At 72.9% G+C, this 25,364-nt stretch carries 21 protein-coding genes and 2 tRNA genes; 15 read left to right on the plus strand and 8 right to left on the minus strand.

The genetic code is table 11. From position 1 onward, the window contains the following. Window positions 1-16: 16 nt before the first annotated feature. Window positions 17-1,042, minus strand: a complete 1,026-nt coding sequence (locus ITJ55_RS15190) for a diacylglycerol kinase family protein (protein WP_194596163.1) — start codon at window positions 1,040-1,042, stop codon at window positions 17-19. 98 nt (window positions 1,043-1,140) lie between these two features. Between ITJ55_RS15190 and serS the strand changes: the two genes are divergently transcribed. The 3 genes from serS to ITJ55_RS15205 all read left to right on the plus strand — a co-directional run bounded on the left by serS (window position 1,141) and on the right by ITJ55_RS15205 (window position 3,457). Next, window positions 1,141-2,406: a serine--tRNA ligase gene (gene serS / locus ITJ55_RS15195; RefSeq protein WP_194596164.1), complete on the plus strand. Its 1,266-nt coding sequence runs from the start codon at window positions 1,141-1,143 to the stop codon at window positions 2,404-2,406. Next, window positions 2,403-3,254 carry an HAD family hydrolase gene (locus ITJ55_RS15200; protein WP_194596165.1) on the plus strand — a complete coding sequence of 284 codons (852 nt, stop codon included), beginning with the start codon at window positions 2,403-2,405 and terminating at the stop codon, window positions 3,252-3,254. The genes serS and ITJ55_RS15200 overlap by 4 nt, the downstream gene beginning before the upstream one ends. 118 nt (window positions 3,255-3,372) lie before the next feature. After that, a tRNA-Ser gene (locus ITJ55_RS15205) sits at window positions 3,373-3,457 on the plus strand. Window positions 3,458-3,530: 73 nt separating this feature from the next. On the opposite strand, the gene ITJ55_RS16335 is transcribed toward ITJ55_RS15205, so the two are convergent. Beyond that, window positions 3,531-3,656 carry a hypothetical protein gene (locus tag ITJ55_RS16335; RefSeq protein WP_255521300.1) on the minus strand — a complete coding sequence of 42 codons (126 nt, stop codon included), beginning with the start codon at window positions 3,654-3,656 and terminating at the stop codon, window positions 3,531-3,533. Between the two features lie 416 nt (window positions 3,657-4,072). Here ITJ55_RS16335 and ITJ55_RS15210 point away from each other — a divergent pair, with 416 nt between their 5' ends. The 7 genes from ITJ55_RS15210 (at window position 4,073) to ITJ55_RS15240 (ending at window position 11,229) form a co-directional block, all read left to right on the plus strand. Further along, on the plus strand, window positions 4,073-5,134 hold the full coding sequence (locus ITJ55_RS15210; protein WP_194596166.1) for a glycoside hydrolase family 6 protein: 1,062 nt from the start codon (window positions 4,073-4,075) through the stop codon (window positions 5,132-5,134). A 148-nt stretch (window positions 5,135-5,282) separates the two neighbouring features. Next, window positions 5,283-6,668 carry an LCP family protein gene (locus tag ITJ55_RS15215; RefSeq protein WP_194596167.1) on the plus strand — a complete coding sequence of 462 codons (1,386 nt, stop codon included), beginning with the start codon at window positions 5,283-5,285 and terminating at the stop codon, window positions 6,666-6,668. A 450-nt stretch (window positions 6,669-7,118) separates the two neighbouring features. Next, window positions 7,119-7,208, plus strand: a tRNA-Ser gene (locus ITJ55_RS15220). A 165-nt stretch (window positions 7,209-7,373) separates the two neighbouring features. Continuing rightward, window positions 7,374-7,706, plus strand: a complete 333-nt coding sequence (locus ITJ55_RS15225) for a hypothetical protein (protein ID WP_194596168.1) — start codon at window positions 7,374-7,376, stop codon at window positions 7,704-7,706. Window positions 7,707-7,823: 117 nt separating this feature from the next. Next, window positions 7,824-9,035 carry an acyl-CoA dehydrogenase family protein gene (locus ITJ55_RS15230; RefSeq protein WP_228498735.1) on the plus strand — a complete coding sequence of 404 codons (1,212 nt, stop codon included), beginning with the start codon at window positions 7,824-7,826 and terminating at the stop codon, window positions 9,033-9,035. Next, window positions 9,029-10,414 carry a bifunctional PIG-L family deacetylase/class I SAM-dependent methyltransferase gene (locus ITJ55_RS15235; protein ID WP_194596169.1) on the plus strand — a complete coding sequence of 462 codons (1,386 nt, stop codon included), beginning with the start codon at window positions 9,029-9,031 and terminating at the stop codon, window positions 10,412-10,414. Before ITJ55_RS15230 ends, ITJ55_RS15235 begins: the two co-directional genes overlap by 7 nt. Further along, window positions 10,411-11,229, plus strand: coding sequence for a glycosyltransferase family 2 protein (locus ITJ55_RS15240; protein ID WP_228498736.1), 819 nt, complete (start codon window positions 10,411-10,413; stop codon window positions 11,227-11,229). Before ITJ55_RS15235 ends, ITJ55_RS15240 begins: the two co-directional genes overlap by 4 nt. Before the next feature lie 109 nt (window positions 11,230-11,338). On the opposite strand, the gene ITJ55_RS15245 is transcribed toward ITJ55_RS15240, so the two are convergent. Together ITJ55_RS15245 and ITJ55_RS15250 are read right to left on the minus strand one after the other, a co-directional pair. Continuing rightward, window positions 11,339-12,109 (minus strand): phosphotransferase, encoded by a 771-nt coding sequence (locus ITJ55_RS15245; protein WP_370544196.1) that lies wholly within the window; start codon window positions 12,107-12,109, stop codon window positions 11,339-11,341. A 3-nt stretch (window positions 12,110-12,112) separates the two neighbouring features. Continuing rightward, window positions 12,113-12,778: a TetR family transcriptional regulator gene (locus ITJ55_RS15250; protein WP_056261164.1), complete on the minus strand. Its 666-nt coding sequence runs from the start codon at window positions 12,776-12,778 to the stop codon at window positions 12,113-12,115. 280 nt (window positions 12,779-13,058) lie between these two features. Here ITJ55_RS15250 and ITJ55_RS15255 point away from each other — a divergent pair, with 280 nt between their 5' ends. The 3 genes from ITJ55_RS15255 (at window position 13,059) to ITJ55_RS15265 (ending at window position 18,639) form a co-directional block, all read left to right on the plus strand. Then, window positions 13,059-15,701 carry an ATP-binding protein gene (locus ITJ55_RS15255; protein ID WP_194596170.1) on the plus strand — a complete coding sequence of 881 codons (2,643 nt, stop codon included), beginning with the start codon at window positions 13,059-13,061 and terminating at the stop codon, window positions 15,699-15,701. Window positions 15,702-15,706: 5 nt separating this feature from the next. Beyond that, window positions 15,707-16,528: a response regulator transcription factor gene (locus tag ITJ55_RS15260; RefSeq protein WP_194596266.1), complete on the plus strand. Its 822-nt coding sequence runs from the start codon at window positions 15,707-15,709 to the stop codon at window positions 16,526-16,528. A 131-nt stretch (window positions 16,529-16,659) separates the two neighbouring features. Further along, window positions 16,660-18,639: an amino acid transporter gene (locus tag ITJ55_RS15265; RefSeq protein ID WP_370544197.1), complete on the plus strand. Its 1,980-nt coding sequence runs from the start codon at window positions 16,660-16,662 to the stop codon at window positions 18,637-18,639. Window positions 18,640-18,767: 128 nt separating this feature from the next. Here ITJ55_RS15265 and ITJ55_RS16135 read toward each other — a convergent pair whose 3' ends face one another. Beyond that, the gene (locus ITJ55_RS16135; protein WP_228498737.1) at window positions 18,768-19,385 is read right to left on the minus strand and encodes a hypothetical protein; all 618 of its coding nucleotides are present in this window, start codon (window positions 19,383-19,385) and stop codon (window positions 18,768-18,770) included. 772 nt (window positions 19,386-20,157) lie between these two features. Here ITJ55_RS16135 and glgX point away from each other — a divergent pair. Then, window positions 20,158-22,215: a glycogen debranching protein GlgX gene (gene glgX, locus ITJ55_RS15275; protein WP_194596173.1), complete on the plus strand. Its 2,058-nt coding sequence runs from the start codon at window positions 20,158-20,160 to the stop codon at window positions 22,213-22,215. A gap of 141 nt (window positions 22,216-22,356) precedes the next feature. Here glgX and ITJ55_RS15280 read toward each other — a convergent pair whose 3' ends face one another. From ITJ55_RS15280 to ITJ55_RS15290, 3 genes are all read right to left on the minus strand, one after another. Next, window positions 22,357-22,629 carry a hypothetical protein gene (locus ITJ55_RS15280; protein ID WP_194596174.1) on the minus strand — a complete coding sequence of 91 codons (273 nt, stop codon included), beginning with the start codon at window positions 22,627-22,629 and terminating at the stop codon, window positions 22,357-22,359. A gap of 287 nt (window positions 22,630-22,916) precedes the next feature. Beyond that, complete coding sequence (locus ITJ55_RS15285) at window positions 22,917-23,849, minus strand: aminodeoxychorismate lyase (RefSeq protein ID WP_370544198.1); 933 nt, start codon at window positions 23,847-23,849, stop codon at window positions 22,917-22,919. 377 nt (window positions 23,850-24,226) lie between these two features. Continuing rightward, on the minus strand, window positions 24,227-24,643 hold the full coding sequence (locus ITJ55_RS15290; protein ID WP_194596277.1) for a hypothetical protein: 417 nt from the start codon (window positions 24,641-24,643) through the stop codon (window positions 24,227-24,229). Between the two features lie 58 nt (window positions 24,644-24,701). Here ITJ55_RS15290 and ITJ55_RS15295 point away from each other — a divergent pair, with 58 nt between their 5' ends. After that, window positions 24,702-25,355, plus strand: coding sequence for an HAD-IA family hydrolase (locus ITJ55_RS15295; RefSeq protein WP_194596175.1), 654 nt, complete (start codon window positions 24,702-24,704; stop codon window positions 25,353-25,355). The last annotated feature ends 9 nt before the right edge of the window (window positions 25,356-25,364 follow it).

Genomic DNA, 25,364 nt, shown 5'->3' on the forward strand with positions numbered 1-25,364 from the left:
GGGTGACGGACGGTGATCAGGAGTCGGCCGGCACGCGGACGGTCAGCCCGCCCGGGTCGACCACCGCGCGCAGGGCGACGGCCTTGCCGACCGAGTCGCCGTCGATCTCGAAGTCCTGGGGGGAGTCGAGGCGCAGGACGAGCTTCTTGCCCTTGTTGTAGCGCAGGGTGCGCACCTCACGGCTGTTGGCGGCGAGGATGCGACGGCCGACCTGGGTGCGACGCAGCACGCCGTTCTCCCACACGATCTTGACCCAGATCTGAACCCAGCCGAAGAAGCCCTCGGGGCGCAGGGCGACGATGTCGAAGATGCCGTCGTCGACCGCGGCGTCGGGCAGCAGCATGATGTTCGCGGGCAGCAGCCCGCAGTTGCCGACGATGATCGTGTGGGCGCGCATCGACTTGCGGCCCTGGTCGTCGAGCTCGTAGCGGACGTCGATCTTGTTGTCGTCGCGCAGGGCGCGGGCGATGGCGTCGACGTAGGCGAGCCAGCCGACCCGCTTCTTGAGGTCGTCGTTGGTGTTCGCGAGCATCTTGGCGTCGAGGCCGACGCCGGCCATGACGACGAACGCCTTGGTCTCGCGCGAACCGTCTTCACGCTCGATGTCGACGACGCCGAGGTCGATGTCGCGGTCACGACCGCTGAAGGCCGTGGCGATCGAGTCGTCGAGGTTGTCGAGCGAGAGGTCGAGGTTGCGCGCCAGCAGGTTGCCGGTGCCCGAGGGCAGCAGGGCCAGCGACGCGTCGGTGCCCTGCAGGGCCTCGGCCACCGCGCGGACGGTGCCGTCGCCGCCGGCCGCGATGACCATGTCGGCGCCGTCGGCAAGGGCCTGCTTCGTGACCTCGCCGCCCGGGTCTTCTTTGCTGGTCTCGTAGTACTTGGTGGGGGCCCAGTCGTTCGAGAACTCGTGGCGCTCGACGGCCGTCTTGATCGCGTCGAGGTCGACCTTGATCGGGTTGTAGACGACCGCGGCGGTCTGGCGAGCCGTCTCGGGCTCGGGCGCGGAGGCGCGCTCGGCGGGGGCGGGGGAGGTGGCGGTCATGGGGCGAGCGTATTGGACGTGACCCGGCGAGGTAACGGGATGGCGATGGCTCTGTGCAGATCGTCGGCCGCGCGGGTGCCGTTGCCTAGGATGGGCGGGTGATCGATCCCCAGTTGCTTCGTGAATCCCCCGACCTCGTCAAGCAGAGCCAGCGGGCCCGGGGCGACTCCGAGTCGCTCGTCGACGACGCCGTGGCGGCCGATCAGGCCCGCCGGGCCGCCATCGCCTCGTTCGAAGAGCTGCGGGCCGAGCAGAACGCCTTCGGCAAGACCGTCGCCAAGGCACCGAAAGACGAGAAGAAGGCGCTGGTCGCGCAGGCGCAGCAACTCGCCGCCCGCGTGAAGGAGGCGCAGGTCGCCTCGAACGAGGCCGATGCGGTCTTCGACACGGCCGCGCGCGGCATCGGCAACGTCATCGTCGACGGCGTGCCGGCCGGTGGCGAAGCGGACTTCGTGACGCTCCGCGAGCACGGCACCCGCCCTTCCTTCGATTTCGAGCCGCTCGACCACGCCGACCTCGGCGAGAAGCTCGGCGCGATCGACATCAAGCGCGGCACCAAGGTGTCGGGCTCACGCTTCTACTTCTTGCGCGGCATCGGCGCCCGCCTCGAGCTCGGCCTGATGAACATGGCGCTCGACCTCGCGCTGGCGAACGACTTCACGCCCCTGATCACCCCGACGCTGGTGCGACCCGAGGTCATGGCGGGCACGGGGTTCTTGGGGTCGCACGCCGACGAGGTCTACCACCTGCCCGCCGACGACCTCTACCTCACGGGCACGAGCGAGGTCGCGCTCGCCGGGTACCACTCCGACGAGATCCTCGACGTCGAGGCTGGCCCGATCCGCTACGCCGGCTGGTCGACCTGCTACCGCCGCGAGGCCGGGGCCGCCGGCAAAGACAACCGGGGCATCTTGCGGGTGCACCAGTTCAACAAGCTCGAGATGTTCAGCTACGTGCACCCCGACCAGGCCGAGGCCGAGCACGACGCGCTCGTCGGGTTCCAAGAGACCATGATGCAGGCGCTCGGCCTCAGCTACCGCGTCATCGACGTCGCGGCCGGCGACCTCGGCTCGAGCGCCGCCCGCAAGTTCGACATCGAGGCCTGGGTGCCGACGCAGGGCACCTACCGCGAGCTGAGCAGCACGTCGAACTGCACCACGTTCCAGGCCCGCCGCCTCGACACCCGTTACCGCACCGAGAGCGGCAAGACCGCCCCCGTCGCGACCCTCAACGGCACCCTGGCCACGACGCGCTGGCTCGTCGCGATCCTCGAGACGCACCAGCGGGCCGACGGTTCGGTCGTCGTGCCCGAGGCCCTGCGCGGCTACCTCGGCGGCCTCGAGGTCATCGAGCCGGTCGCATGAGCCAGGCCGACGCCACCCAGCCCGACGGCGAGCCCGTGTCGGCCGCCGACCGGTGGCTCGTCGCACTCGACGTCGACGGCACGATCATGCCCGAAGACGGGTCGATCTCCGAGGGCGTGCTCGGTGAGATCACGCGCCTGCACGACGAGGGCCACCAGGTCATGATCGCGACCGGGCGGTCGGTGTCGATGACGCTGCCCGTCATGGAGCGCCTCGGCCTCGTGTCCGACTACGTCGTCTGCGCGAACGGCGCGATCACCCTGGGGCGCGACGAGTCGGCGCCGTCCGGTTACCGCCGCGTGCACGTCGAGGAGTTCGACCCGACCGAGGTGCTGTCGACGATCCGCGAGGCCCTGGCCGACGCCGGTGCCGGCTACGCCGTCGAGGACCAAGAAGGGCTGCTGCGGTACTGCGGCACGTTCCCGGCCGCGGCGGCGGCCTTGAACGCCGAGAAGGTCGAGTTCGACGACCTCGTCCGGCGGCCCGCCACCCGGGTGGTCGTGGTCTCGCCCGACCACGACACCGAGGACTTCCTCTCGGTCGTCGAGCGCATGGGGCTGCAACACGTCAACTACAACGTCGGCTGGACGGCGTGGCTCGACATCGCCCCCGACGGCGTCACCAAGGCGACGGCGCTCGAGCGCGTGCGGCAGTGGCTCGACGTGCCGCGCTCACAGGTGCTCGCCGCGGGCGACGGGCGCAACGACATCGACATGCTGCGCTGGGCCGCCGCCGAGGGGCGCGGCGTCGCCATGGGCCAGGCCCCCGACGACGTCGTGGCCGCGGCCGGCGAGCAGACGGCGAGCGACCTCGACGACGGTCTCGCCGAAGTGCTCGCCACGCTCTGAGCGGTTAGACTCGGGCCCGGTTGCCCGGTGCCCGCACCCCGCCACGAGATGGACACGACGCCACGGTAAAACGTGGTGCTGTGCCCACATCGTGGCGGCGTAGCTCACCAGGCCACCGGGAGGGCTGTCCGAGCGGCCGATGGAGCTTGTCTTGAAAACAAGTGGGCAGAGATGTCTCGTGGGTTCGAATCCCACGCCCTCCGCCGGACGGGCCGCGCCCTCGACACGGCGCGGTGAGGCCGGGGGCCTGCACCGCGCCTCCCGGGGTGGGGGCCGTCAGGCCTTGGCGGCGGCGTAGGTCGAGAAGGCCTCGCCGATCAGCGTGCTGAGCTCGCGCCAGGTGGTGTCGTCGACCGAGACGGGGGAGTCGCCGTCGACGAAGCCGGCGTGCTTGTGCAGCACGTCCGAGCCGACGGCGGGCAGGACGAAGAAGTCGCGGGTCCAGTCGTCGGTGTCGCCGCTGACGGGCGCGCGGTACCAGTCGAGGTAGGCGTCGAAGACGTCGTTGCGCTCGTCGCCCTTGAGTCAGGTCTCGACCGAGTCCCGCCAGGCGTCTCGGTTGGTCTCGCCGTTCATGTGGTCCTCCGGGGGCCGGTGCGTGCGGGAGCGTCCGCGACCGCCGGTCCAGTGTCCCAGGTCGGGCTCCGCGACGACCACGCGTGCCCCCCGAAGGGGAACGCCCCGTCCCCCCGAACAGGGACTGAACGCCGTCGCGCCCGCGTGTTGCACTGTTCGAGCCTTCCGATGCGGCCTCGCACCGGCCGGCACCCCGGGCGGGCCGAACACCGCCCGGGCCCTCGACTCCAGGACCGACACCCATGACCCACATGACCCCGACGACCCGCGCCGCCGTCGTCATCGGCGCCGCCGTCGCCCTCGTGGCCGGCCTCGCCGCCACCCCGACCGCCGCCCACGCCGCCGGCCCCACGCCGACGTCCACGTCGAAGGCCGCCGCGCGCTCGAGCGCCACGACGACCCCGCAGACCATCCGCACCGCGAGCAGCGCCACCCTGTACAAGGGCGGCCTCTTCGTCGACGCGAACGGCGAGGCCGCCCGGGCCGCGACGACGCTCTCGTCGCAGGGGCGCACCGCCGAGGCCTCCGCGGCCAGGACGATCGCGCAGCAGTCGGTCGCGACCTGGCTCGGCGGTTGGTTCTCCGACGCCCAGCTCGTGAAGAAGATCGACGCGACCGTCGCCGCCGCCGAGAAGAAGGGGACGACCCCGGTCTTCGTCACCTACAACATCCCCAACCGCGACTGCGGCAGCCACTCGGCCGGCGGATCGGCCGACAACGCGGCGTACCTGCGCTGGAACCAGCTCGTCGCCTCGCGTCTCTCGGGCCACCGTGCCGCGGTGGTCGTCGAGCCCGACGCCCTCGCGTTGATCAGCAACTGCCCCACCCAGACGAACGGGCGCGAGGCGACCATCGCGGCGGCCGTGCGGGCTCTCGCCGACGCCGGGGTGCCGGCCTACATCGACGCCGGCAACTCGAACTGGGTGCCGCCGCAGACGATGGCCGCGCGCCTCAAGGCCGCGGGAGTCGACCGGGCGCGGGGCTTCGCGACCAACGTCTCGAACTACTACCCGGTCGAGGCCGAGCGTGCGTACGCCGAGAAGGTCTCCCAAGCGGCAGGAGGCGCCCGTTACGTGATCGACACGTCGCGCAACGGTCGCGGCTGGAAGGGCACGTGGTGCAACGCCCCCGGCGCCGGTCTGGGGTCGGCGCCGTCGGTGCAGGGCGGCACGACGAAGCTCGACGCGCTGCTCTGGATCAAGACCCCCGGGGCGAGCGACGGCGAGTGCAACGGCGGCCCGTCGGCCGGCACCTGGCACGCCTCGTACGCGGTGGCGCTCGTCGCGAACCGCAAGGTCGGTTGACGTCGGGCTCACCCAGGGTGGTCTGCGTACACTCTTCTTCTGCCCGTACACCGAACGGCGCCATCCTGCCCACCAGACCCGGGGGACCGATCCAGTCACTCCGGTCCGGGCGGGCGTCCGGCGCCCTCGATGACCGAGAGGACACCGCGTGAGCGACCTTCGCGACCGATCCGGCCGTGGCCGCCGAGCCGCCCGCCCCCAGAAGGCCCCCTTCTGGCGCCGCCCCGCCCCCGTGTCGACGGGCGTGGCCCGTCATGGGCGCCTCAAGGACGGAGGCGCGGTGCGGGCCGTCACGAAGGTCGTCGCGGCCTCGGTGGCGGTCCTGCTCGTCAGCGGCGCCTCGGTCGGCGCCATCGCGGCGTACCAGGTGCGCAGCGACCTCGGCACGGGTGTCGAGCTGCAGGCGGCGAAGGGCCAGACCAACAAGGCCGCACCGCCGTCGATCAGCGAGTACGAGGGCGGGTTCAACATCCTCGTGGTCGGCACCGACAACGACGCCAGCCAGGACGAGGGGGCCTTCGGCAAGCGCGACGCCACCCTCAACGACGTCAACATCCTGCTGCACGTCTCGGCCGACCATAGCAACGCGACGGCCGTCAGCATCCCGCGCGACCTGGTCGTGCCGATCCCGTCGTGCGCGAAGGAGGACGGCTCGGGGTACTACTCGGCCATGGCGGCCCGTCCCATCAACGAGGCCTACTCGTACGGCGGCCTGAGCTGCGTCGCCTCGACCGTGTCGGCCCTGACCGGCCTCGACATCCCCTTCGCCGGGATGATCTCGTTCAACGGCGTCATCGAGATGTCGAACGCCATCGGCGGCGTCCCGGTCTGTGCGGCCACCCCCATCGAGGACCGCTACACGGGCCTCGACATCCCCGCCGGCGAGTCGGTCCTCTCGGGGGCCGACGCCCTCGCCTTCCTGCGCACCCGGCACGGCGTCGGCGACGGCTCGGACCTCGGCCGCATCAGCAGCCAGCAGGTCTACCTCTCGTCGTTGCTGCGGACGGTCAAGAGCGCCGACACCCTGAGCAACCCGACGAAGCTCTACTCGCTCGCCCGCGCCGCGGCGAGCAACATGACCCTCTCGGAGGGCCTCACCAAGATCGACACCATGGTGCAGATCGGACTCGCGTTGCGCGACCTGCCGCTCGACGACGTGAACTTCGTGCAGTACCCGGGCACCACCGGCGGCACCGGGGTCTACGCGGGCAAGGTGCAGCCGAACACGGTCGTCGCGAAGCAGTTGTTCGACGCCGTCCGGAGCGACGTGCCGTTCTCGATCCCCGAGGGCAGCACCGGCATCGGTTCCGAGAGCACGGCCCCGGCCGCGACGCAGGCGCCGACGGCGACGACCCCGCCGGCCACGGGCGACACGACCGCCCCCGCCGACACGGCGGCTCCCGCCGACACGGCGGCTCCGGCCGACCCGGGCACGGGGTCGCAGACCACGGCCCCGTCGACCGAGGTCATCGAGGGCCTGACCGGCCAGACGGCCGCCGACCAGACCTGCTCCGTGGCGTTCGGCTCGAACTAGGCGCACCGACCGAGAGTCGTCCCGGCGAGTAACCAGCTCGCCGGGACGACCGGTGACCTCAAGCGGCGGCCCGAACGCGCGCGCATGAGAACCCCGCGGTGCCGGGATCAGGGGTTCGGCACCGAGGGGGGTGTGGAGGCCGGCGTCGGTGCCGGCGACGAGCCCCTCGGACGCCACCGTTCGGGTGCGGCGTTCGATCGTGGGGCACGTGACGCGGCGACCGTCGGAGGGCGTGTTCGGCAAGGGTGAACGGGCCCGTGCTGTCAGGCCCCGGCCCCTCGGCCGTCGTCGGCGTCAGGGGTACTCTACGTGTCGGCACAAATGCCGACAAGCCGATCGCGGCCCTCGGAGCGGGTGGGCCGAGGGTGGTTCTGCCGCCGCCCGCCTCGGTTCGGCATCTGGCCCGCGGGCCGCTATGCTTGTCCCTGCGCGTTCGCTCGCGAGCCGCTCGGAGCCGTCGCATAGTTCGGCCTAGTGCACCACCCTGCTAAGGTGGAGTTCCCTTTGTGGGAACCGTGGGTTCAAATCCCACCGGCTCCGCGGAAAGCCACGTCGGTCCTCTCTCTCGCCAGAGATGTTCCGGGGTGGCTTTTCTTCTGCCCTCTCTCGGTCGCACCGGCGTCCCCCGGTGTGGTGCTCTCCCAGACGGCTGCGGCGTAGCGTGATCGGCGACGACGAGTCGTCTCGACCGCAGGAGGCCCCCGGGTGAAACGCATCCACTACACCGACGAGTACATGGTCACCGGCGACACGATCGCGGCCGCCGTCGTCGAGTACGCGCGGGCGCTGGCGATGAAGAACAAGTCCGACATGGTCGACCTGCCGGGCATGGACCGCATGGGTCTGCACCAGAGGTTCCAGATCCTGCTCGGCCCGGCCAGCCAGATGCTGGTCTCCGAAGAGCAGACGGACGAGGCCGAGATCGACGATCCCGGCCTGGTCGACGACATCGAGGCGCGCATCCAACGCCTGCGGGGCGCCGAGCCGCAGTCCGGCGAGCCCGCCGACGGCATCCCCCTCGATTCCGACGAGTTCTGATCGACGACAGGTTCTGATCGCCGACAGGCGTCGTCCGCGTGTCGCGAGGCGACATCTGTCGTCGAGACGCTTGTCAAGGGCCCGCCGAGCGGGGCCGGACCGACTAGCGTCGGCACGATGACCCCCACCGCGCCTCCTGACCCGACCGAGCCCGTGGTCCCGGTCACCCTGGGAGGCGCCGGCCCGGTGGTCGGGACGGCCACCGCCCTCGTCGTCGACCGGTTGCGATCGCGGGCGACACCGCCGGTGGCCGATGCGCTCGACCTCGCGGTCGAGCTCGGGCGGCACGGTGCGTTGCCCGGACTCGGGTCGACCGCCGACCTCTGGCAGGCCCTGGCCACGCTCGCGGCCCACGACCTCGGTGCCGCCCGGGCCGCGGAGCCGCACCTCGACGCGATCGCCATCCTCGACCAGCACGCCGGGGACGCCCCGGCAGTCGCCGCAGCGACCGGCGACGGCGACGGCGAAGACGGCGACGTCCCCTCGCCCCTTCCCGCGCGGGCCCGCGACGACGACTCCTTCACATGGGGCGTGTTCGCCGCCGAGGGGCCCGGCGTCCGCCTCGCCGCCGAGCCCCGGCCGGGCACGGCGTCCGAGCCCGACGGCGCCGCCCCCGCCTGGTCCCTCTCGGGCACGAAGCCCTGGTGCTCGCTCGCGGGCACCGTCGACGGCGCCCTGGTCACCGCCTGGGTCGGAGACGACCGTCGGCTCTTCTCGGTCGACCTCCGCCAGCCCGGGGTCACCGTCGAGGCCGACGCCTGGCACGCCAGGGGCCTCGTCGAGATCCCGTCCGGCCCGGTCTCGTTCGACGACGTCGAGGCACACGAGGTCGGTGCGCCGGGCTGGTACCTCGAACGGCCCGGGTTCTCGTGGGGCGGCATCGGCGTCGCCGCGTGCTGGTACGGCGGCGCGGTCGGGGTGGCCCGCACACTGCTCACCGCGGCGGTGACCGCCTCGGGTCGCGCGCCGGGGCGTCCGGCCGACCCGCACCTCCTGCAGGCCCTCGGCCTCGTCGACACGCGGTTGGCCGACGCTCGTCGCGCGCTGGTCGAGGCGGCCGACCTCGTCGACGCCGGCGAGGCGACCGGCGACGCGGGGCGCCTCCTCGCGAAGCGCGTCCGCGGCACCGTCGCCCACGCCTGCGACGAGGTGCTCGCCCGGGCGTCGCGCGCCCTGGGCCCCGCGCCGCTCGCCACCGACGCGGCCCACGCCAAGCGCGTCGCCGACCTCCAGCTGTACCTGCGCCAGCACCACGGTGAACGTGACGACGCCTCGCTCGGCCAGACGGTGCTGAGCGACGCCGTCGCGGACGGACGCGCCGCGTGGTGAGCTTCGACGGTCGCGCGCCGGGCACCCCGGTCGAGACCTGGGAGGCCGACCCGCGCCTCCTCGCCCTGCCGCCGCTCGACGGCGCCGTCGACCCCGCCACGGTGTCGCGACTGGTCGTGCTGGCCGCCCACCCCGACGACGAGACGCTCGGTGCCGGCGGCCTGATCGCCGACGCGGCGGCGCGTGGGCTGTCGGTGACCGTCGTCGTCGTCACCGACGGAGCCGCCTCGCACCCCGGGTCGGCCACCGCCGCCGAGAGCCTCGTCGCGACACGGGCCGAGGAGGCGCGGGTGGCGGTCGGCCTGCTGGGTCACGACGTCGAGCTGGTCCGGTGGGCCGTGCCCGACGGGGCCGTGCGCGAGGCCCGCGCCGAGATCACCGAACGCCTGCGGCCCCTGCTGCCCGGGCCGGGCGGCGTGCTCGTCGCCCCCTGGCGCGGCGACGGCCACCGCGACCACCGGGTGCTCGGCGAGATCGCGGCCGAGCTGGTCGACGAGGCCGGTGCCTCGGCACCCCGGCTGCTGCAGTACCCGATCTGGCTCTGGCACTGGGGTTCTCCCGAGCACCCGGACGTGCCCTGGGCGTCGATGAGGCTGTCGCCGCTCGACGCCGCCGCCGAGGCCGCGAAGCGCTCGGCCCTGGCGGCCTATGCGTCGCAGCGTCGACCGCTGTCGGCTGCGCCCGCGGACGCGGCGGTGCTGCACCCGGTGTTCGAGCGGCACTTCGCCCGCGGGCGCGAGGTGTTCGTCGTCGACGATCACGGGACCTCGAGCCCGCCGGCGGCCGCGACCGAGGCCACCTTCGACCGGACGCACGCCCGCCGGGCCGACCCCTGGCGCGTCACCACGCGCTGGTACGAACGGCGCAAGCGCGCCCTGACCATCGCGTCGCTGCCGCGCGAACGCTACGGCCGCGTGCTCGAGGTCGGCTGCTCGATCGGCGTGCTGACCGGCGACCTGGCCCCGGCAGCCGATCGCCTGCTGGCCCTCGACGTGTCGTCGGTCGCCGTCCAGGCCGCCCGCGAACGACTCGCGAACCTGCCGCACGTCACGGTCGAGCAGGCCGACGCCGCCGTGGACTACCCCGCGGGTGCCTTCGACCTCGTCGTCCTCAGCGAGGTGGGCTACTACCTGGGCCCCGACGCGTTCGGGCGACTGGTCGACTCGATCGTCGACGGGCTCGCCGACGACGGCGACGTCGTGGCCTGCCACTGGCTGCAGCCCGAGGGGGACTTCCGCCAGAGCGCCGGCGACGTCCACGCCCGGCTGGGGGCCGACCCGCGCCTCCACCGGGTCTCGCACCACGTCGAGGACGACTTCGTGCTCGACGTGTTCTCGCGCGACCCGCGCTCGGTCGCGCAGCGGACGGGGCTGCGATGAGCGACGCGCCGGACCGCCCCGTGTCCGCCGGCCCTGCGTCCGTCGGCCCCGTGCCCGCCCGGGCCGTGCGCGCGGTCGCGGTCGTCGTGCCCGCGCACGACGAGGAGGAGCTCGTCTCGCGCGCCCTCGTCGGCGTCGAGCGCGCCCGTCGGCACACGGCGCGGACGCACCCGGAGGCGCGGGTCGTCGTCGTCCTCGTGGCCGACGCCTGCACCGACGGCACGGTCGCGGCCGCCCGGGCGCACCCCGGCGTGAGCGTGGTCGAGATCGACGCCCGCGGTGTCGGCGTCGCCCGGGCCGTCGGGGTCGACGCCGCCCTGACCGCCCTCGGGCTGCCGGCGGGCGGATCGCCGGCCGACGCACCGTCGGGGGAGTCGCCGTCGGCCGACGCGCTGCCCCTCGACGCCGTGTGGCTCGCCTGCACCGACGCCGACTCGGTCGTCCCGGTCGGCTGGATCGACGACCAGCTCGACCGGGCCGCCCTCGGAGCCGACGTCGTCATCGGCACGGTGCGCCCCGACTTCGCCGACCTCGCGCCCCGCCAGATCGCGGCGTGGACGGGGCGGCACACGCCGGGCCGACCGAACGGTCACGTGCACGGCGCCAACCTCGGCGTGCGGGCCTCGTCGTACACGGCCGTCGGGGGGTTCGCCCCCGTCGACCTGCACGAGGACAACGACCTCGTCGACCGGCTGCGCGCCGCGGGTGCGACGCTCGTCGCCTCGGACGTCGGCGAGGTGCTGACCTCGGGCCGGCGCGACGGACGCACGTCGGGCGGCTACGCGGGCTACCTCGCCGTCGACCTGCTGGCGTGACGGGGCCGACCCGCGCCTCCTGACGGGGCCGCCGCGGTGTCTTCGCCCTGCCGGCGGTGTCGCCGCCGTGCCGGCGAGGGCACGGGCGACCCCGGGAGGCGCGCGCGGCTCAGTCGCGCAGGGTCGCCAGGTACGCGGCCTCGCGTTCGTACCCGTCCGCGTCGGCGGCGAGCTCGGCCTTGCCCAGCTCGACCGCCTTGTCGCGGCTCATCTCGGCCAGGTCGTGCAACCGGACGATCGCGACCCGCAGCACGTCGGCCCAGGTCGCCTCGCTGCCGTAGGCGTCGAGCATCAGTCGCACGCGGCGCTCGGCATCGGCCATGCCGGGTGCGTTCGGGGGAGTGCGGTCGGTGAGGGGGACGGCGCGGGTCGCGTAGTAGGCGAGGTCCCAGAGGCGGGGGCCGGGCGAGGCGAAGTCGAAGTCGATGACGCCCACGACGTGACCCGCGGCGTCGTAGGCGAGGTTGTGGGGTGCGAAGTCGTTGTGGCAGATCACCTCGGACGGCACCTTCGCCGGTGCCTGCCAGACGGCGCCGTCGAGGCCGAAGCCGATGCTCGCGTCGTGCAGCCGCCGCAGCAGTCGGGCACCCTCGACCAGGGCCTCGTCGGTGAAGACGTGGTCGGGCAGCGGGTAGACGGGCACGTCGGCGTCGACGAAGCTCAGGCGTTCGCGGCCGCCCTCGATGCCGAGCGGTCGGGGGATGCCGACGACGCCCGCCCGCGCCAGGTACGCCAGGTGGCGGTGGACGGTGGGCGTCCAGGGGCCGGCCACGCGCAGGACGGTGTCGCCCTGGCGGACGACCGCGTTCATGTTGCCGCCGGCCAGCACCTCACCGTCGGGCGGACCGGCACCCCGGTCGTCGCCGGACGGGACGGTCACGGCTCAGGCGACCGGGCCGAAGCCCGTGCGGAACCGGTCGAAGGTCGTCACCCAGTAGGCCCGGAGTGCCTCGACGCGCTCGTCGTCGGTGGTGGCGTCGGCCCACGGGTCGTAGACGCCGCGGAGGACGGCGATGACCGCGCCCCAGGTCGAGTGGATGAGCAGCGACGTCGTCAGGGGGTCACGCGACGGCCCGACGGCGAGGGCGATGACGTCGCCGACCCGCTCGGTCATCGGGACGCCGACCGCGAGCACGTACGGCAGCAGGGGCTCGTGCGTCCGCAGCAGGTGCCGCAGGCTGATCATGTACTCGCACAGCTGCGTGTCGACCGCCGAGAGCAGCAGCAGTTCGAGCAGGTCGATGTCGGTGCCCTCGAACGACGCCAGGGCCGAGAGGTCGGACGCGTCGACGGCGGCGCCCGCCTTGTTGAGCAGCACCGAGGCCACGGCGTCTTCTTTGCACGAGTAGTGGTTGGCGAACGTCCGCCTCGAGTAACCTGCCAGGGCGGTCACGTCTTCGACGACGAAGCCGTCGAAGCCCTTCTCGGTCGCCAGTCGGAAGGCTGCGTCCGCCAGGCCGCGACTGGTCGCGCGACGCTTCTCGTCACGCCCGCCGACGGCCTCGGTCGCGAATCGGGGCGGGCCGCCGCGTGCCGAGGTCTGCTGCATCCGACCATGGTGCCGCGAGTTCCTGAGAATTTCCATGCCCAATGGGCAACGGCGTGCGGGGATCGCGTACTCTGGGGGAGTCCGATTCGGGTCGGACGGCCTCGAGAGGCACCGGGCACAAGACCTCCGTGAGATCGCGAAGGGCCGCGTCGGGTGCGACCCTCCTGCTGAACCACGAGCGGGGTCCTGGTCCTCTCGAGACACACGCCTCGTGGCCCCCGCGGTCACGGGGCGTTCCCGTGTGCTCGTCGATCCGCTTCCGGGGTGACAGGCTGAGCGCATGAGGCGAGGTCGGTTGCGGGTGCTGCTGGGGGCGGCGCCCGGCGTGGGCAAGACGTACACGATGCTCGAAGAAGGAGCGCGGCTGCGCGACGAGGGGCTCGACGTCGTCGTGGCCGTGGTCGAGACGCACGGCAGGCGGGCGACCTCGGCGCGCGTCGGCGACCTCGAGACGGTGCCCCGGCGGACGGTCGTCCACCGCGGGGTGACGTTGGACGAGCTCGACCTCGAGGCCGTGCTCGCACGGGCGCCACAGCTCGCGCTCGTCGACGAGCTCGCCCACACGAACGCCCCGGGCTCGACGCACGAGAAGCGGTGGCAGGACGTCGAGGCGCTGCTGGACGCCGGCGTCGACGTCGTCTCGACCGTCAACGTGCAGCACGTCGAGTCGCTCACCGACGTCGTCGAGCGCATCACCGGGGCCGCCCAGCGCGAGACCGTGCCGGACGCGGTGCTGCGCGCCGCCGATCAGGTCGAGCTGGTCGACCTCGCCCCCCAGGCCCTGCGCGACCGGTTGGCCGAGGGCGTGGTGTACCCGGCCGACCGGGTCGACGCGGCGCTGTCGAACTACTTCCGCCTGGGCAACCTCACGGCCCTGCGCGAGCTCGCCCTGCTCTGGCTCGCCGACGAGGTCGACAGCGCCCTCAAGGCCTACCGCGACGAGCACGGCATCGACAGCACGTGGGAGGCCCGAGAACGCGTCGTCGTCGCCCTCACCGGTGGGCCGGAGGGCGAGACGCTCATCCGTCGCGGGGCCCGCATCGCCGCCCGGTCGTCGGGCGGCGAGCTGGTCGCGGTGCACGTCAGCGGCCAGGACGGCCTCCGCCAGGGGGCACCGGGCGCCCTCGCCGCGCAACGGTCCCTGGTCGAGAAGCTCGGCGGCACGTACCACCAGGTCGTGGGTCAGGACGTGCCGCGAGCGCTCGTCGACTTCGCCCGCGGGGTGAACGCCTCGCAACTGGTCATCGGCGTGAGCCGGCGCGGGCGCCTCGCCGCCGCGCTGACCGGGCCCGGCATCGGCGCGACGGTGATCCGCGAGTCGGGCAGCATCGACGTCCACATCGTCACCCACGCCTCGGCCGGCCGCGAGCGGGTGCTGCCGCGCCTCGGCGGGGCGTTGTCGCGGGGCCGCGTGGTGGCCGGCTTCGTCCTCGCCCTCGTGGCCGGGCCGCTGCTCACCGGGTTGCTCGCCGGGCACCGGTCCGAGGACGGCATCGCGGGCACCGTGCTGGTCTTCCAGCTGCTCGTCGTCGTCGTGGCCGTCACCGGCGGCCTGTGGCCGGCGCTGCTCGCCGCGCTCCTCTCGGGCGTGACGCTCGACCTCTTCTTCATCGCGCCGATCTACCAGCTGACCATCGCCGAACCGCTGCACCTGGCGGCCCTCGTGCTCTACGTGCTGAACGCCGCGATCGTCAGCTACGTCGTCGACCAGGCCGCCCGCCGCAGTCGGGCCGCCGCGCGCGCGCTCGCCGAGACCGAGCTGCTCGCCACGGTCGCGGGCAGCGTGCTGCGCGGGCAGGACGCCCTGCAGGCTTTGATCGGCCGCACCCGCGAAGCGCTCGGCATGACCCGCGTCCGCGTCGTCCAGGGGGGCGTCGAGATCGGGGAGGCGCGGCTCGCCGACGAGGGACGCGCGGCACCCGGGGCCCCCGGCGAGACCACCACCGCGATCGCCGCGGGCGCCGACGCGACCCTCGAACTGACCGGACCCGAGCTGCAGGCGGCCGACCGGCGCCTCCTGGACGTCGTCGCGGCGCAGGTCGAGGCGGCCCTCGAGCACTCCGAACTGAGCCGTGCCGCGGGGCAGGTCGCCCCGCTCGCCGAGGTGGACCGCATGCGCAGCGCCCTGCTGGCCGCCGTCGGCCACGACCTGCGCAGGCCGCTCGCCGCCGCGACGGCCGCCGTCAGCGGTCTGCGTCAGACCGACGTCACCTGGAGCGACGCCGACCGCGACGAGCTGCTCTCGACCGCGCACGAGAGCCTCGACTCGCTCTCGACCCTCGTCACCGACCTGCTCGACGTCAGCCGCGTGCAGGCCGGGGCACTCGCCGTGAGCCCCGCCGCCGTCGACCTCGACGAGGTCGTGCTCGGCGCCCTCGACGAGCTCGGCCTCGGGCCCGCCGACGTCGAACTCGCGCTCCGGGCCACGGTGCCGGCCGTCCGGGCCGACCCGGTGCTGCTGCAACGCGTCGTGGTCAACCTGCTCGACAACGCCCTGCGACACTCGCCGCCCGACACGGGGGTGCGCATCTCGACCAGCGCGTTCGGCGACCGCGTCGAACTGCGCGTGGTGGACCGCGGCCCCGGGGTGCCGGTCGAACGGCGCGACGAGATCATGGTGGCCTTCCAGCGGCTAGGCGACACCGACAACGGCACGGGCCTCGGACTGGGCCTGGCGCTCAGCAAGGGGTTCGTCGAGGCGATGGGCGGCAGCCTGGCGCTCGACGACACCCCTGGCGGCGGGCTGACGATGGTGGTCGGGCTGCCCGCGGTCGGTGGCGCTGCGGCGGCCGGAGGCGGGGGTGCGGCGAGCGGGGGCGGTGCGGCGAGCGGGGGCGGGGCTGCGGCGAGCGGTGCGGCGACCGGGGGCCGGGCTGCGGTCGGCGGGGTGGCCGGCGACGATCGGGTACGGTCGGCGTCGTGAGTGCCGTGAAGATCCTGATCGCCGACGACGACCCGCAGATCCTGCGGGCGCTGAAGGTGACGCTCGGCGCCCGCGGCTACGACGTGGTCACGGCCGCCGACGGGCGCGAGGCGCTCGACCTGGCGGCGTCGCGGCACCCCGACCTCGTCATGCTCGACCTCGGCATGCCGCACCTCGACGGCGTCGAGGTGATCCAGGGGCTGCGGGGCTGGTCGACGGTGCCGATCCTCGTCGTCTCGGGCCGCACCGACGCAGCCGACAAGGTCGAGGCGCTCGACGCAGGGGCCGACGACTACGTCACGAAGCCGTTCTCGATGGACGAGCTGCTCGCCCGCATCCGGGCACAGACCCGCCGCCTGCCGTCGGGCGCCGACGACGAGCAACCCGTGGTGTCGTTCGGCGACGTGCAGGTCGACCTGTCGGCGAAGACCGTGCTGCGGCGGCCGCGTGGCGATGCGGGTGCGGGTGCCGGTGCCGGGGCTGGTGCGGGTGCCGGGGCCGGTGCTGGTGCCGGGGTGCCTGTTGGTCCGGGCGGTGGTGGCGGCGGCGTGTCGGTCCGGCTGACGCCGACCGAGTGGAAGATCCTCGAGCTGCTGCTGCACAGCCCCGACAAGCTGATCACCCGCGAGGCCATCCTGACCGAGGTCTGGGGCCCGTTCCACGCGAAGGACACCGGTTACCTCCGGCTCTACTTCGCCCAGCTGCGCAAGAAGCTCGAGCCCGTGCCGTCCGCTCCCCGCCACCTCGTCACCGTGCTCGGCATGGGCTACCGCTTCGTGCCCGACGGCGGCCCGGCGTCCGACGCCGCCGCTCTCGACGCCGACTGACCGGGCGGAGCGTCGATCCTCACGACTTCCTAACGCTCGGGGTCGCCACCGGGAGGCGCGCGAGGCCTAACGTGAGAGGGCGCGTGCCTGCCTCCCGGCCGGTGCGCCCTCCGCACCTCCGAGAGGATCCCGTGACCGCGCACCCCGAGTCACCCGCCAGGGTCGAACCCTCGACCCCGAACGCGACCAGGCGGCGCATGCGCAGCTGGCTGCTGCACGGCCTCACCGAGACCGCGGGCACGCACCAGGGGCCGCACGCCGAGGTGCCCGAGAAGACCCACTCGTGGTGGCGGGTGATGTGCCTGACCGGCGTCGACTACTTCTCGACGCTGGGCTACCAGCCGGCCATCGCCGCCGTCGCGGCCGGCCTGCTCTCGCCCCTCGCGACCATCGTGCTCGTGCTGCTCACGCTCTTCGGGGCGCTGCCGGTGTACCGCCGCGTCGCCCGCGAGAGCCCGCGCGGCGAGGGTTCGATCGCCATGCTCGAGCGCCTGCTGCCGTGGTGGGGCGGCAAGCTGTTCGTGCTCGTGCTGCTGGGCTTCGCGGCCACCGACTTCATGATCACGATCACCCTGTCGGCGGCGGACGCCACGGCCCACGCGGTCGAGAACCCCTTCGCCCCGGCGTGGTTCCACGGCGCCGAGGTGCCCCTGACCCTCGTGCTCGTCGCGCTGCTCGCCGCCGTGTTCCTCCGCGGGTTCCGCGAGGCGATCGGCATCGCCGTCGTGCTCGTCGCGATCTTCCTGACGCTCAACCTCGTCGTCATCGTCGTCTCGCTGTTCCACATCGGCGAGAATCCGGTCGTCATCGGCGACTGGTGGGCCGCGCTGACCGTGCAGCACGGCAACCCGTTCGTCATGGTCGGCATCGCGCTGATCGTCTTCCCGAAGCTGGCGCTCGGCCTGTCGGGCTTCGAGACCGGCGTGGCGGTCATGCCGCAGATCACCGGCGACCCGACCGACACCCCGGCCGAGCCCGTCGGGCGCATCCGTGGGGCCCGGCGGTTGCTGGCCACGGCGGCGATCATCATGAGCTCGTTCTTGATCCTGTCGAGCTTCGTCACGACGCTGCTGATCCCGCAGCAGGAGTTCCAGGCCGGGGGGTCGGCCAACGGCCGCGCCCTGGCCTTCCTGGCGCACCAGTACCTGGGCGACGGGTTCGGCACGCTCTACGACGTCAGCACGATCTGCATCCTCTGGTTCGCCGGGGCGTCGGCCATGGCCGGGCTGCTCAACCTCGTGCCTCGCTACCTGCCGCGCTACGGCATGGCGCCGCAGTGGGCCCGGGCGGTCCGTCCGCTCGTGATCGTCTTCACGGTCGTCGCGTTCGTCATCACCATCGTGTTCGACGCGGACGTGGACGCCCAGGGCGGTGCCTACGCGACGGGGGTGCTGGTCTTGATCACCAGCGCCTCCGTGGCCGTGACGCTGTCGGCGCGACGCGCCCGCCAGCGCAAGCGGACGATCGGCTTCGGCGTCGTCGCCCTGGTGTTCGTCTACACGACGATCACCAACGTCGTCGAGCGCCCGGACGGCGTACGCATCGCCGCGATCTTCATCATCGGCATCCTCGCGGTGTCGCTCGTGTCGCGCGTGCAACGGTCGTTCCAGCTGCGGGCGACGTCGGTCACCCTCGACGACGCCGCGCTGTCGTACGTGCGCGAGGACGCCGACGAGTACGGCACGATCCGCGTCATCGCCCACGAACCGGGGCGCGAGGTCGCCGAGATCTACAAGAAGAAGCTGATGGCCGAGCGGAAGTACAGCGGCATCCCGCAACGATCGCCGGTGATCTTCGTCGAGGTGCACAAGGGTGACTCGTCGAACTTCGAGGAGGACCTCGTCGTCACCGGGCACGCCGTCCACGGCTACCGCGTGCTGCGCACCACGAGCGGCGCCGTGCCGAACGCCCTGGCGAGCGTGCTGCTGGCGATCCGCGACGAGACCGGCATCGTGCCCGACATCTACTTCGAGTGGACCGAGGGCAACCCGCTGTCGAACATGGGGCGCTTCTTCTTGACCGGGGTGGGCGAGGTCGCGCCGGTGACCCGCGAGGTGCTGCGCCGGGCCGAACCCGCGCGTGGCCGCCGCCCCGACGTGCACGTCAGCTAGCCGCCGGCCGGCCCCCGCCCTGCCCGCCCTGCCCGCGCCCTGCCCGCTCGCCCTGCCCGCGCCCAGCCTGGAACCCCGTTCGCGAAGATGAACCCCGATGAATCGGGGTTCATCTTCGTGAACGGGGTTCATGCGGACGCTCCCGAGAAGCGGCGTCCCGCGATCCGGGCGGCAGCCGACACCCGGCGCGGATCGATCGCGACGCCGGCCGTGCGGAGCAACTCGACCAGTCTCTCGGGGAACACCAGGTCGGCGTATTCACAGTGCACGACGTGACGGATCTCGGGGTGGCGCAGGAGGCGTCGGTCGCGCCGCCCCCGCTGTCTGACGACTTCGGCCGGCGTCCGCCCCGCCAGCATCGTCGGATCGGTCAGCTTGACGTGACCGTCGAACTCGAGGGCCACGCCGAAGGCCCGCAGGAAGACGTCACAGCGCCCGACGAACAGTCCGTCGAGTTCGAAGGCCTTCTGCAACTCGACGGAGGACAGGCCCAGTTCGAAGAGCACGACCCTCAAGAGGCTCTCACCTCCGTTCTCCGCCCAGGCGGACGAGAACTCGAGAGCGCGCCGAGCGGTTCGTCCGCCCGGACTCGACGCCGGACCGAGCCGAGAGGAGATGCGGGCACGGGCCCGCTGGAATTCGGCCTGGACCACGGCGCCGGTGCGGTGTCCGTCGGGCAGCACCAGGCGACGGAGGACGGCGTCCAGGCACATCACGGCGTCCGCGAACGATGCCGTTCGAGACACGTCGACAGCAGTCCGTTCCAGCGAGGTCAGCCGGAGGCCGTGGAGTTCCGCCCTGTCGTCGGACGGGACGAACCCGGGTCGTCGGAGGAGGTGGGTCGAGCGCCTGGCGGTCGTGCGTCGCGGATCGACGACGGTGACGACGTCCCCCGGGTCGTCGTGGACCCGAGGCAGCCCCCAGCACGCCGCCGCGGAGGCATGCGAGACCGTGCACTGCGGGTCGAGACCGGCGACGACCGCCCTGGTCAGCACGACGTGGCGTTCTACCGCGTCGAGTTCGCGCCAGCGCTGGGCATCCGCGTAGACCCCTTGATGCACTCGGACCAACGCCCCCCGACGGGCTCGGAGCTGCAGCTGCCGCGCCTCGCGGGTCGTCGCCCCGTGGGTCGAGGTGAAGAGCAGGGGGCATGGGAGGGGTTCGAGGAGGGACATGACGCGAGCCTGGCGGGCGGGACGTCGGGAACCGCAGCCGCGCCTCCTCGGATGGGGATGAGGGCAGCCGTCCCAGGCCTGTGGAGGAGACGAGCGTGTCGCGACTCTCACACGATGAACCCCGTTCACGAAGATGAACCCCGAGAAAACGTGGTTCATCTTCGTGAACGGGGTTCAAGGTGCCCGCCAGGCGGGAGGTGGGAGGCGGGAGGCGGGAGGCGGGAGGCGGCAGGCGGGAGGCGCGGGTGGGGAGGGCGGACACGGAGCGCAGGTGCGGGGCCGTTCGGCGGGGTACGGCGCTCAGCTTGGCCGCCGACACCGCGCCTCCTGTACTGCTGGGAGCATGACCGACTCCCGCTCCCTGCCCTACCCCCTCGGCGTGACGCCCCTGCCCGACGGCGGCGCCCACGTCGCCGTGTACTCCGAGACCGCCGACCACGTCTGGTTCTGCCTGTTCGACGACGAGGCCGACGGCGGCGCCGAGCACCGCTTCGAGCTGACCAACCGCACCGGCCACGTGTTCCACGACGTGGTCCAGGAGGCGCGGGTCGGCTCCCGCTACGGCCTGCGGGTCGCGGGCCCCTGGAACCCGGCCGCCGGCCTCCGTCACAACGAGCACAAGCTGCTGCTCGACCCGTACGCGACCGCCCTCGACGGCGGCTTCGACTGGGGTCAGGCCGTCTTCGGCCACGACATGGACGAGCCCGAGACGATGGACGAGTCCGACTCGGCCGACGCCATGCCCCGCAACGTCATCGCCGACCGCGACTTCGACTGGGGCGACGACGAGCGCCCGCTGACGGCGATGGAGGACACCGTCGTCTACGAGGTGCACGTGAAGGGCTTCACGCAGACGCACCCCGACGTGCCCGAGGACATCCGCGGCACCTACGCCGGCATGGGCCACCCTGCCGCGATCAAGCACTTCACCGACCTGGGCGTCACCGCGGTCGAGCTGCTGCCGACGCACCAGTTCGTGCAGGACAGCCACCTCGAGGAGAAGGGCCTGCGCAACTACTGGGGCTACAACTCGATCGGCTTCTTCGCCCCGCACGACGAGTACGCCTCGAAGGCCGCCGGCACCCGCGGCGGTCAGGTGGCCGAGTTCAAGCAGATGGTGAAGGACCTCCACGCCGCCGGGCTCGAGGTGTGGATGGACGTCGTCTACAACCACACGGCCGAGGGCAACCACATGGGCCCGACCATCTCGTTCAAGGGCATCGACAACGCGGCCTACTACCGCCTGGTCGAGGGCGACGAGGGCAACTACTTCGACACCACCGGCACCGGCAACAGCCTGAACGTCAGCCACCCGGCGGCCCTCGGCCTCATCATGGACAGCCTGCGCTACTGGGTCACCGAGATGCACGTCGACGGGTTCCGCTTCGACCTCGCCACCACGCTCACCCGTCAGGGCGGCGAGGCCAGCGAGCACAGCGCGTTCCTCACGTTGATCCACCAGGACCCGGTGCTGCAGAGCGTCAAGATGATCGCCGAGCCCTGGGACACCGCCGGCTACCAGGTGGGCGGGTTCCCCGCCGACTGGTCCGAGTGGAACGGCAAGTTCCGCGACGACGTGCGCGAGTTCTGGAACGGCGAGCCCGGCGTGCTGTCGACCTTCTCCGACCGCGTGCTCGGCAGCCCCGACGTGTACGAGGCCGACCGTCGCTCGCCCCTGTCGAGCGTCAACTTCGTCACCGCCCACGACGGCTTCACCCTCGCCGACCTCACGAGCTACGCCGAGAAGCACAACGAGGAGAACGGCGAGGACAGCCAGGACGGCGAGAGCGACAACAAGTCGTTCAACGGCGGCGACGAGGGCCCGACCGACGACCCGGCGGTCAACGAGTACCGCGACCGCCAGCGACGCAACTTCTTGGGCACGCTGCTGCTCAGCGCGGGCGTGCCGATGATCCTCGGTGGTGACGAGATCGCCCGCAGCCAGGGCGGCAACAACAACGCCTACTGCCAGGACAGCGAGATCTCGTGGTTCGACTGGGAGCGCGCCGACCGCGACCTGCTCGCCTTCACTACCGAGCTGATCACGCTGCGCCGCGAGAACCCGGCCCTGCGCCCCGACTGGTTCCGTTACGCGCCCGAGGTCGAGAGCGACGACCACGTGCAGGTGCGCCGTGCCGACGACCACTCGTTCTCGAGCGGCGACTGGCAGCAGGGCGAGAATAAGGCGATCACGTTCGTGCTGACGCACAAGGACGCCGACGCGTTCGCCTACCTGGTCAACGGGTCTGACAGCGTCGTCGAGTTCAACGTGCCCGACGCGCCGCACGGCGAGTGGGAGCTCGCCGCGTCGAGCGACCCCGGCCAGCAGGTCGAGGGCGCCGTGACGACGCTGCTCGTGCGCGACGCGAGCTTCACGCTGCTGCGGAGCCGCGCCTCCTAGGCGTCGACGACGCGAGCGCAGGAGGCGCGGTGAGGGTCCTCGGGGCCGGCACCGCGCCTCCTTCGTCCGTCGGACACAGGAAAGACCGCCGCCCCCGAGGGGACGGCGGTCTCGGATCGCGTCGGCCGAGGCCGAGCTGGGTCAGGCCGTGGCGAGCTGCTGCGCCGCGGGGGCGAAGAAGTCCGCGTAACGCGGGCCCGGCGTGATGTCGACGACGGTGCCGCAGACGACGGGCCCACGGTCGGCGTGCGACCGGGGAGCCCGGCCGTCGCGTCGGCGCTTGGGGTAGACCTCGATGCGGGCGGCGGGCACCCGCTGGTCGGCCACGTAGAGATGGCCGGTCACGTCGACGGAGCGACGGACGTGTGCCACGAGCTGGTCGTGGCTGAGACGGGCGAGGTCGGCGGCGTTCATGCCGAGGCCTCGGCCAGGAGGAGTGCGCTGATGTCGATCGGCTCGGTCGGAGCCAGGTCGTGCGCGAAGGGGTGGTGCCCGGAGGCGTGGACGATGTTCATCTTGTTCTGCTCATCTCTGCGGCCCTGCGACCGCGTGCGGAACGGGGTGGTGCGGGTCGCGTCGCCGTGAATCGACGCATTCCGAACTCTCGCAGGTCACCGGGGCATCGCCACCATCGGCCGGGACATCGTTCGCAAGGTGGACATCTGTTCGAACGCGCGGGCGCGTCGTCGCGCGGGCCGGCGTCAGTCGCGCCGGGCCCAGAGCGCCTCGACCAGTGACCGGGTCAGCTCGTGGTCGATCGCGACGGCCTGCCCGTCGAGCGTCGACACGGGGGCGATCTGCCGCCCGCTCGACACGAGCCACAGGGCGTCGGCCTCGCGGACGCGCTCGAGCGGCACGAGCTCGTAGGCGGTCTCGTGGCCGAGGGAGGTGAGGGCGTCGAACACGGCCTCCTGCGTCGTGCCCTCGAGGATGCCCTGGTCGGTGCGTGGCGTGACGAAACGATCGCCGAAGCGGGCGACCAGCGAGGCCGACGGGCCCTCGAGGGCGTAGCCGTCGCTGCTGACGAAGAGCACGTCGTCGGCGCCGCGGCGGGCGGCCTCGCGCAGGACGCTCTTGTTCACGGCGTACGACAGGGTCTTCGCGCCCTGCAGCAGCCACGGAGAGGTCTGCGCGACGTCGTGCCGGTAGCCACGGTCGAGCGAGACCACGCGGATGCCGTCGCGGCGTTCGGCGGCGTGGTCCTCGAACACCTCGGTGCGCGCCCAGGCGGTCGGCTCGCTGTCGGGCACGCCCTCGAGGCCGCGGGTGACGATCAGCTTGGTCAGGGCGAACGGGACGGGTGCGTGGGCCGCGGCCGAGGCGAGCACGGCCTCGCGGATCACGTCGAGGTCGAGCTCCGGCAGGTCGAGCAGGGCCGCCGAGCGGGCCAGGCGGCGCAGGTGCGGCTCGAGCGCCTGCACGGCTCCGTCGACCACGCCGAACGCCTCGAAGATGCCGTCGCCGCGCGTCACGCCCAGGTCGACCGCGGTGACGACCGGCCCCGTCGGGTCGGTGACGTGCCAGCCGGGGCCCTCGCCGACGGCCCCGGCGCGGGCCCGGTCGATCACCACGAGCACGGGGGCAGGAGGCGCGGTGTCGGTGGTGGGCGAGGCGTCGGCAGCGAGGTCGGTCACGTCATCGACCGTACCTCGGGTCGCGGTTTTCGCTTTGTGGACAGGCTGTGGAAAGTCGCTCGAGGGCGAGAGGTTAGACGCTCACGCGACTGCGCGGTGGGCCGGAGTCCCGGACGGCGTGCGATGCCACGCCGCCGTGCCCGGGTCGCTAGGCCGTCTAGCTGATCTGGGGTCCTGATCAGGGGTTTCTCGTCGCCTCAGCCCCTCGTGCACCCAGACGGCGGAGGTACCGTGAGCGAGCCCGCCCATGGTGGGCGCGTGGTGCCGGTGGGCTGGGAGCTTCTTCACGGGGCGGCCCGCCCGGCACCACACCACACGCGCCGAAGGGCCGCACCGTCGAGACGGTGCGGCCCTTCGTGGTCGGTGCGTGCGGAGCGTCAGTCGCGGGGCTTCGGCGGCCCGGGCTTCGGGCTGGTCTGCGTCGCCCCGCCGGACGCCGGGTCTGCCGGGTCGGCCTCGCCCGGCTTGGGGTGGCCGGGGATCGAGTCGCCCGAGAGGTTCAGGTCGTCGGGGTCGACCTCGATGTCGCCGCCGTCGTCGGGACCGCCCTCACCGGGCAGGGTCTGGACGGCGTCGAGGTCGGTGTCCTCGTCGACGGCGGGGGAGTCCTCGGTGGCCGACCGCTGCATCTCGGCGGTGGTCTGCTCGCTGCGCGGGAAGTCCGCCGTCGGGTCGTCGGCGTCGCGACGGTCGGGGGCGGTCTCGGCGGTGCCGGCGTACCCGACCCCGTCGGTGGTCGCGGAGGCGTCGCTCGGGGTGGAACCGGTCGTGGTGTCGTGCTCGTCATCGTGCATGCGCGCACGGTACGCCGCCGGGGTGCGTGCCGCATGTGCGCCGGGGCAGACTGGCGGCATGACCACACTGACCTGCCGCGCGATCGTGTTCGACATGGACGGCACGCTCGTCGACTCGACCGCCGTGGTCGAGCGCATCTGGACCGACTTCGCGGCCGAGCACGACCTCGACGCGGTCGAGCTGCTCGCGTTCGCGCACGGGCGGCAGACCCACGACACGGTGCGACGGTTCCTGCCCCGGCTGCCCGAGGGCGAGGCTCGCGCGCTGACCGACGGGCTGCAGGCCGTCGAGGCCGGGGGTCGCGACGGCACCGTCGAGATCCCGGGTGCGGCCGCCTTCGTCGCGAGCCTGCCGACCGACCGCGTGGCCCTCGTCACGAGCGCGAACCTCGACCTGGCACGGTCGCGCATGGCCGAGGCCGGCGTGCCGTGGCCGGCGGTCGTCCTGGCGTCCGAGCACGTCGCGGTCGGCAAACCGGCGCCGGACGGCTACCTGCGGGCTGCCGAGCTGCTGGGCGTCGACCCCGGCGAGGTCGTCGTCTTCGAGGACGCCGCGGCGGGACTCGAGGCCGCGCGCGCCTCCGGGGCCTCGGTCGTCGTCGTGGGCGACCACGACGGGCCGGCGGCCGACGGGCTGCCGCGCGTCACGGGGTACGACGGCGTCACCGTGCGGGTGCACGACGACGGGGTGCTCGAGCTGACCCTGCCGTAGCGGGACGGG

This window comes from Frigoribacterium sp. VKM Ac-1396, assembly GCF_015350895.1.
GTDB lineage: Bacteria > Actinomycetota > Actinomycetes > Actinomycetales > Microbacteriaceae > Frigoribacterium.

Excerpts from the sequence above, each read along its gene's own strand:
- ITJ55_RS15210 (WP_194596166.1), top strand. The coding sequence starts at position 4,073 with ATGACCCACATGACCCCGACGACCCGCGCCGCCGTCGTCATCGGCGCC.
- glgX (WP_194596173.1), top strand. The coding sequence starts at position 20,158 with ATGACCGACTCCCGCTCCCTGCCCTACCCCCTCGGCGTGACGCCCCTG.
- ITJ55_RS15240 (WP_228498736.1), top strand. The coding sequence starts at position 10,411 with ATGAGCGACGCGCCGGACCGCCCCGTGTCCGCCGGCCCTGCGTCCGTC.
- ITJ55_RS15230 (WP_228498735.1), top strand. The coding sequence starts at position 7,824 with ATGACCCCCACCGCGCCTCCTGACCCGACCGAGCCCGTGGTCCCGGTC.
- ITJ55_RS15250 (WP_056261164.1), bottom strand. The coding sequence starts at position 12,778 with ATGCAGCAGACCTCGGCACGCGGCGGCCCGCCCCGATTCGCGACCGAG.
- ITJ55_RS15190 (WP_194596163.1), bottom strand. The coding sequence starts at position 1,042 with ATGACCGCCACCTCCCCCGCCCCCGCCGAGCGCGCCTCCGCGCCCGAG.
- ITJ55_RS15280 (WP_194596174.1), bottom strand. The coding sequence starts at position 22,629 with ATGAACGCCGCCGACCTCGCCCGTCTCAGCCACGACCAGCTCGTGGCA.
- ITJ55_RS15295 (WP_194596175.1), top strand. The coding sequence starts at position 24,702 with ATGACCACACTGACCTGCCGCGCGATCGTGTTCGACATGGACGGCACG.
- ITJ55_RS15200 (WP_194596165.1), top strand. The coding sequence starts at position 2,403 with ATGAGCCAGGCCGACGCCACCCAGCCCGACGGCGAGCCCGTGTCGGCC.
- ITJ55_RS15255 (WP_194596170.1), top strand. The coding sequence starts at position 13,059 with ATGAGGCGAGGTCGGTTGCGGGTGCTGCTGGGGGCGGCGCCCGGCGTG.
- ITJ55_RS15290 (WP_194596277.1), bottom strand. The coding sequence starts at position 24,643 with ATGCACGATGACGAGCACGACACCACGACCGGTTCCACCCCGAGCGAC.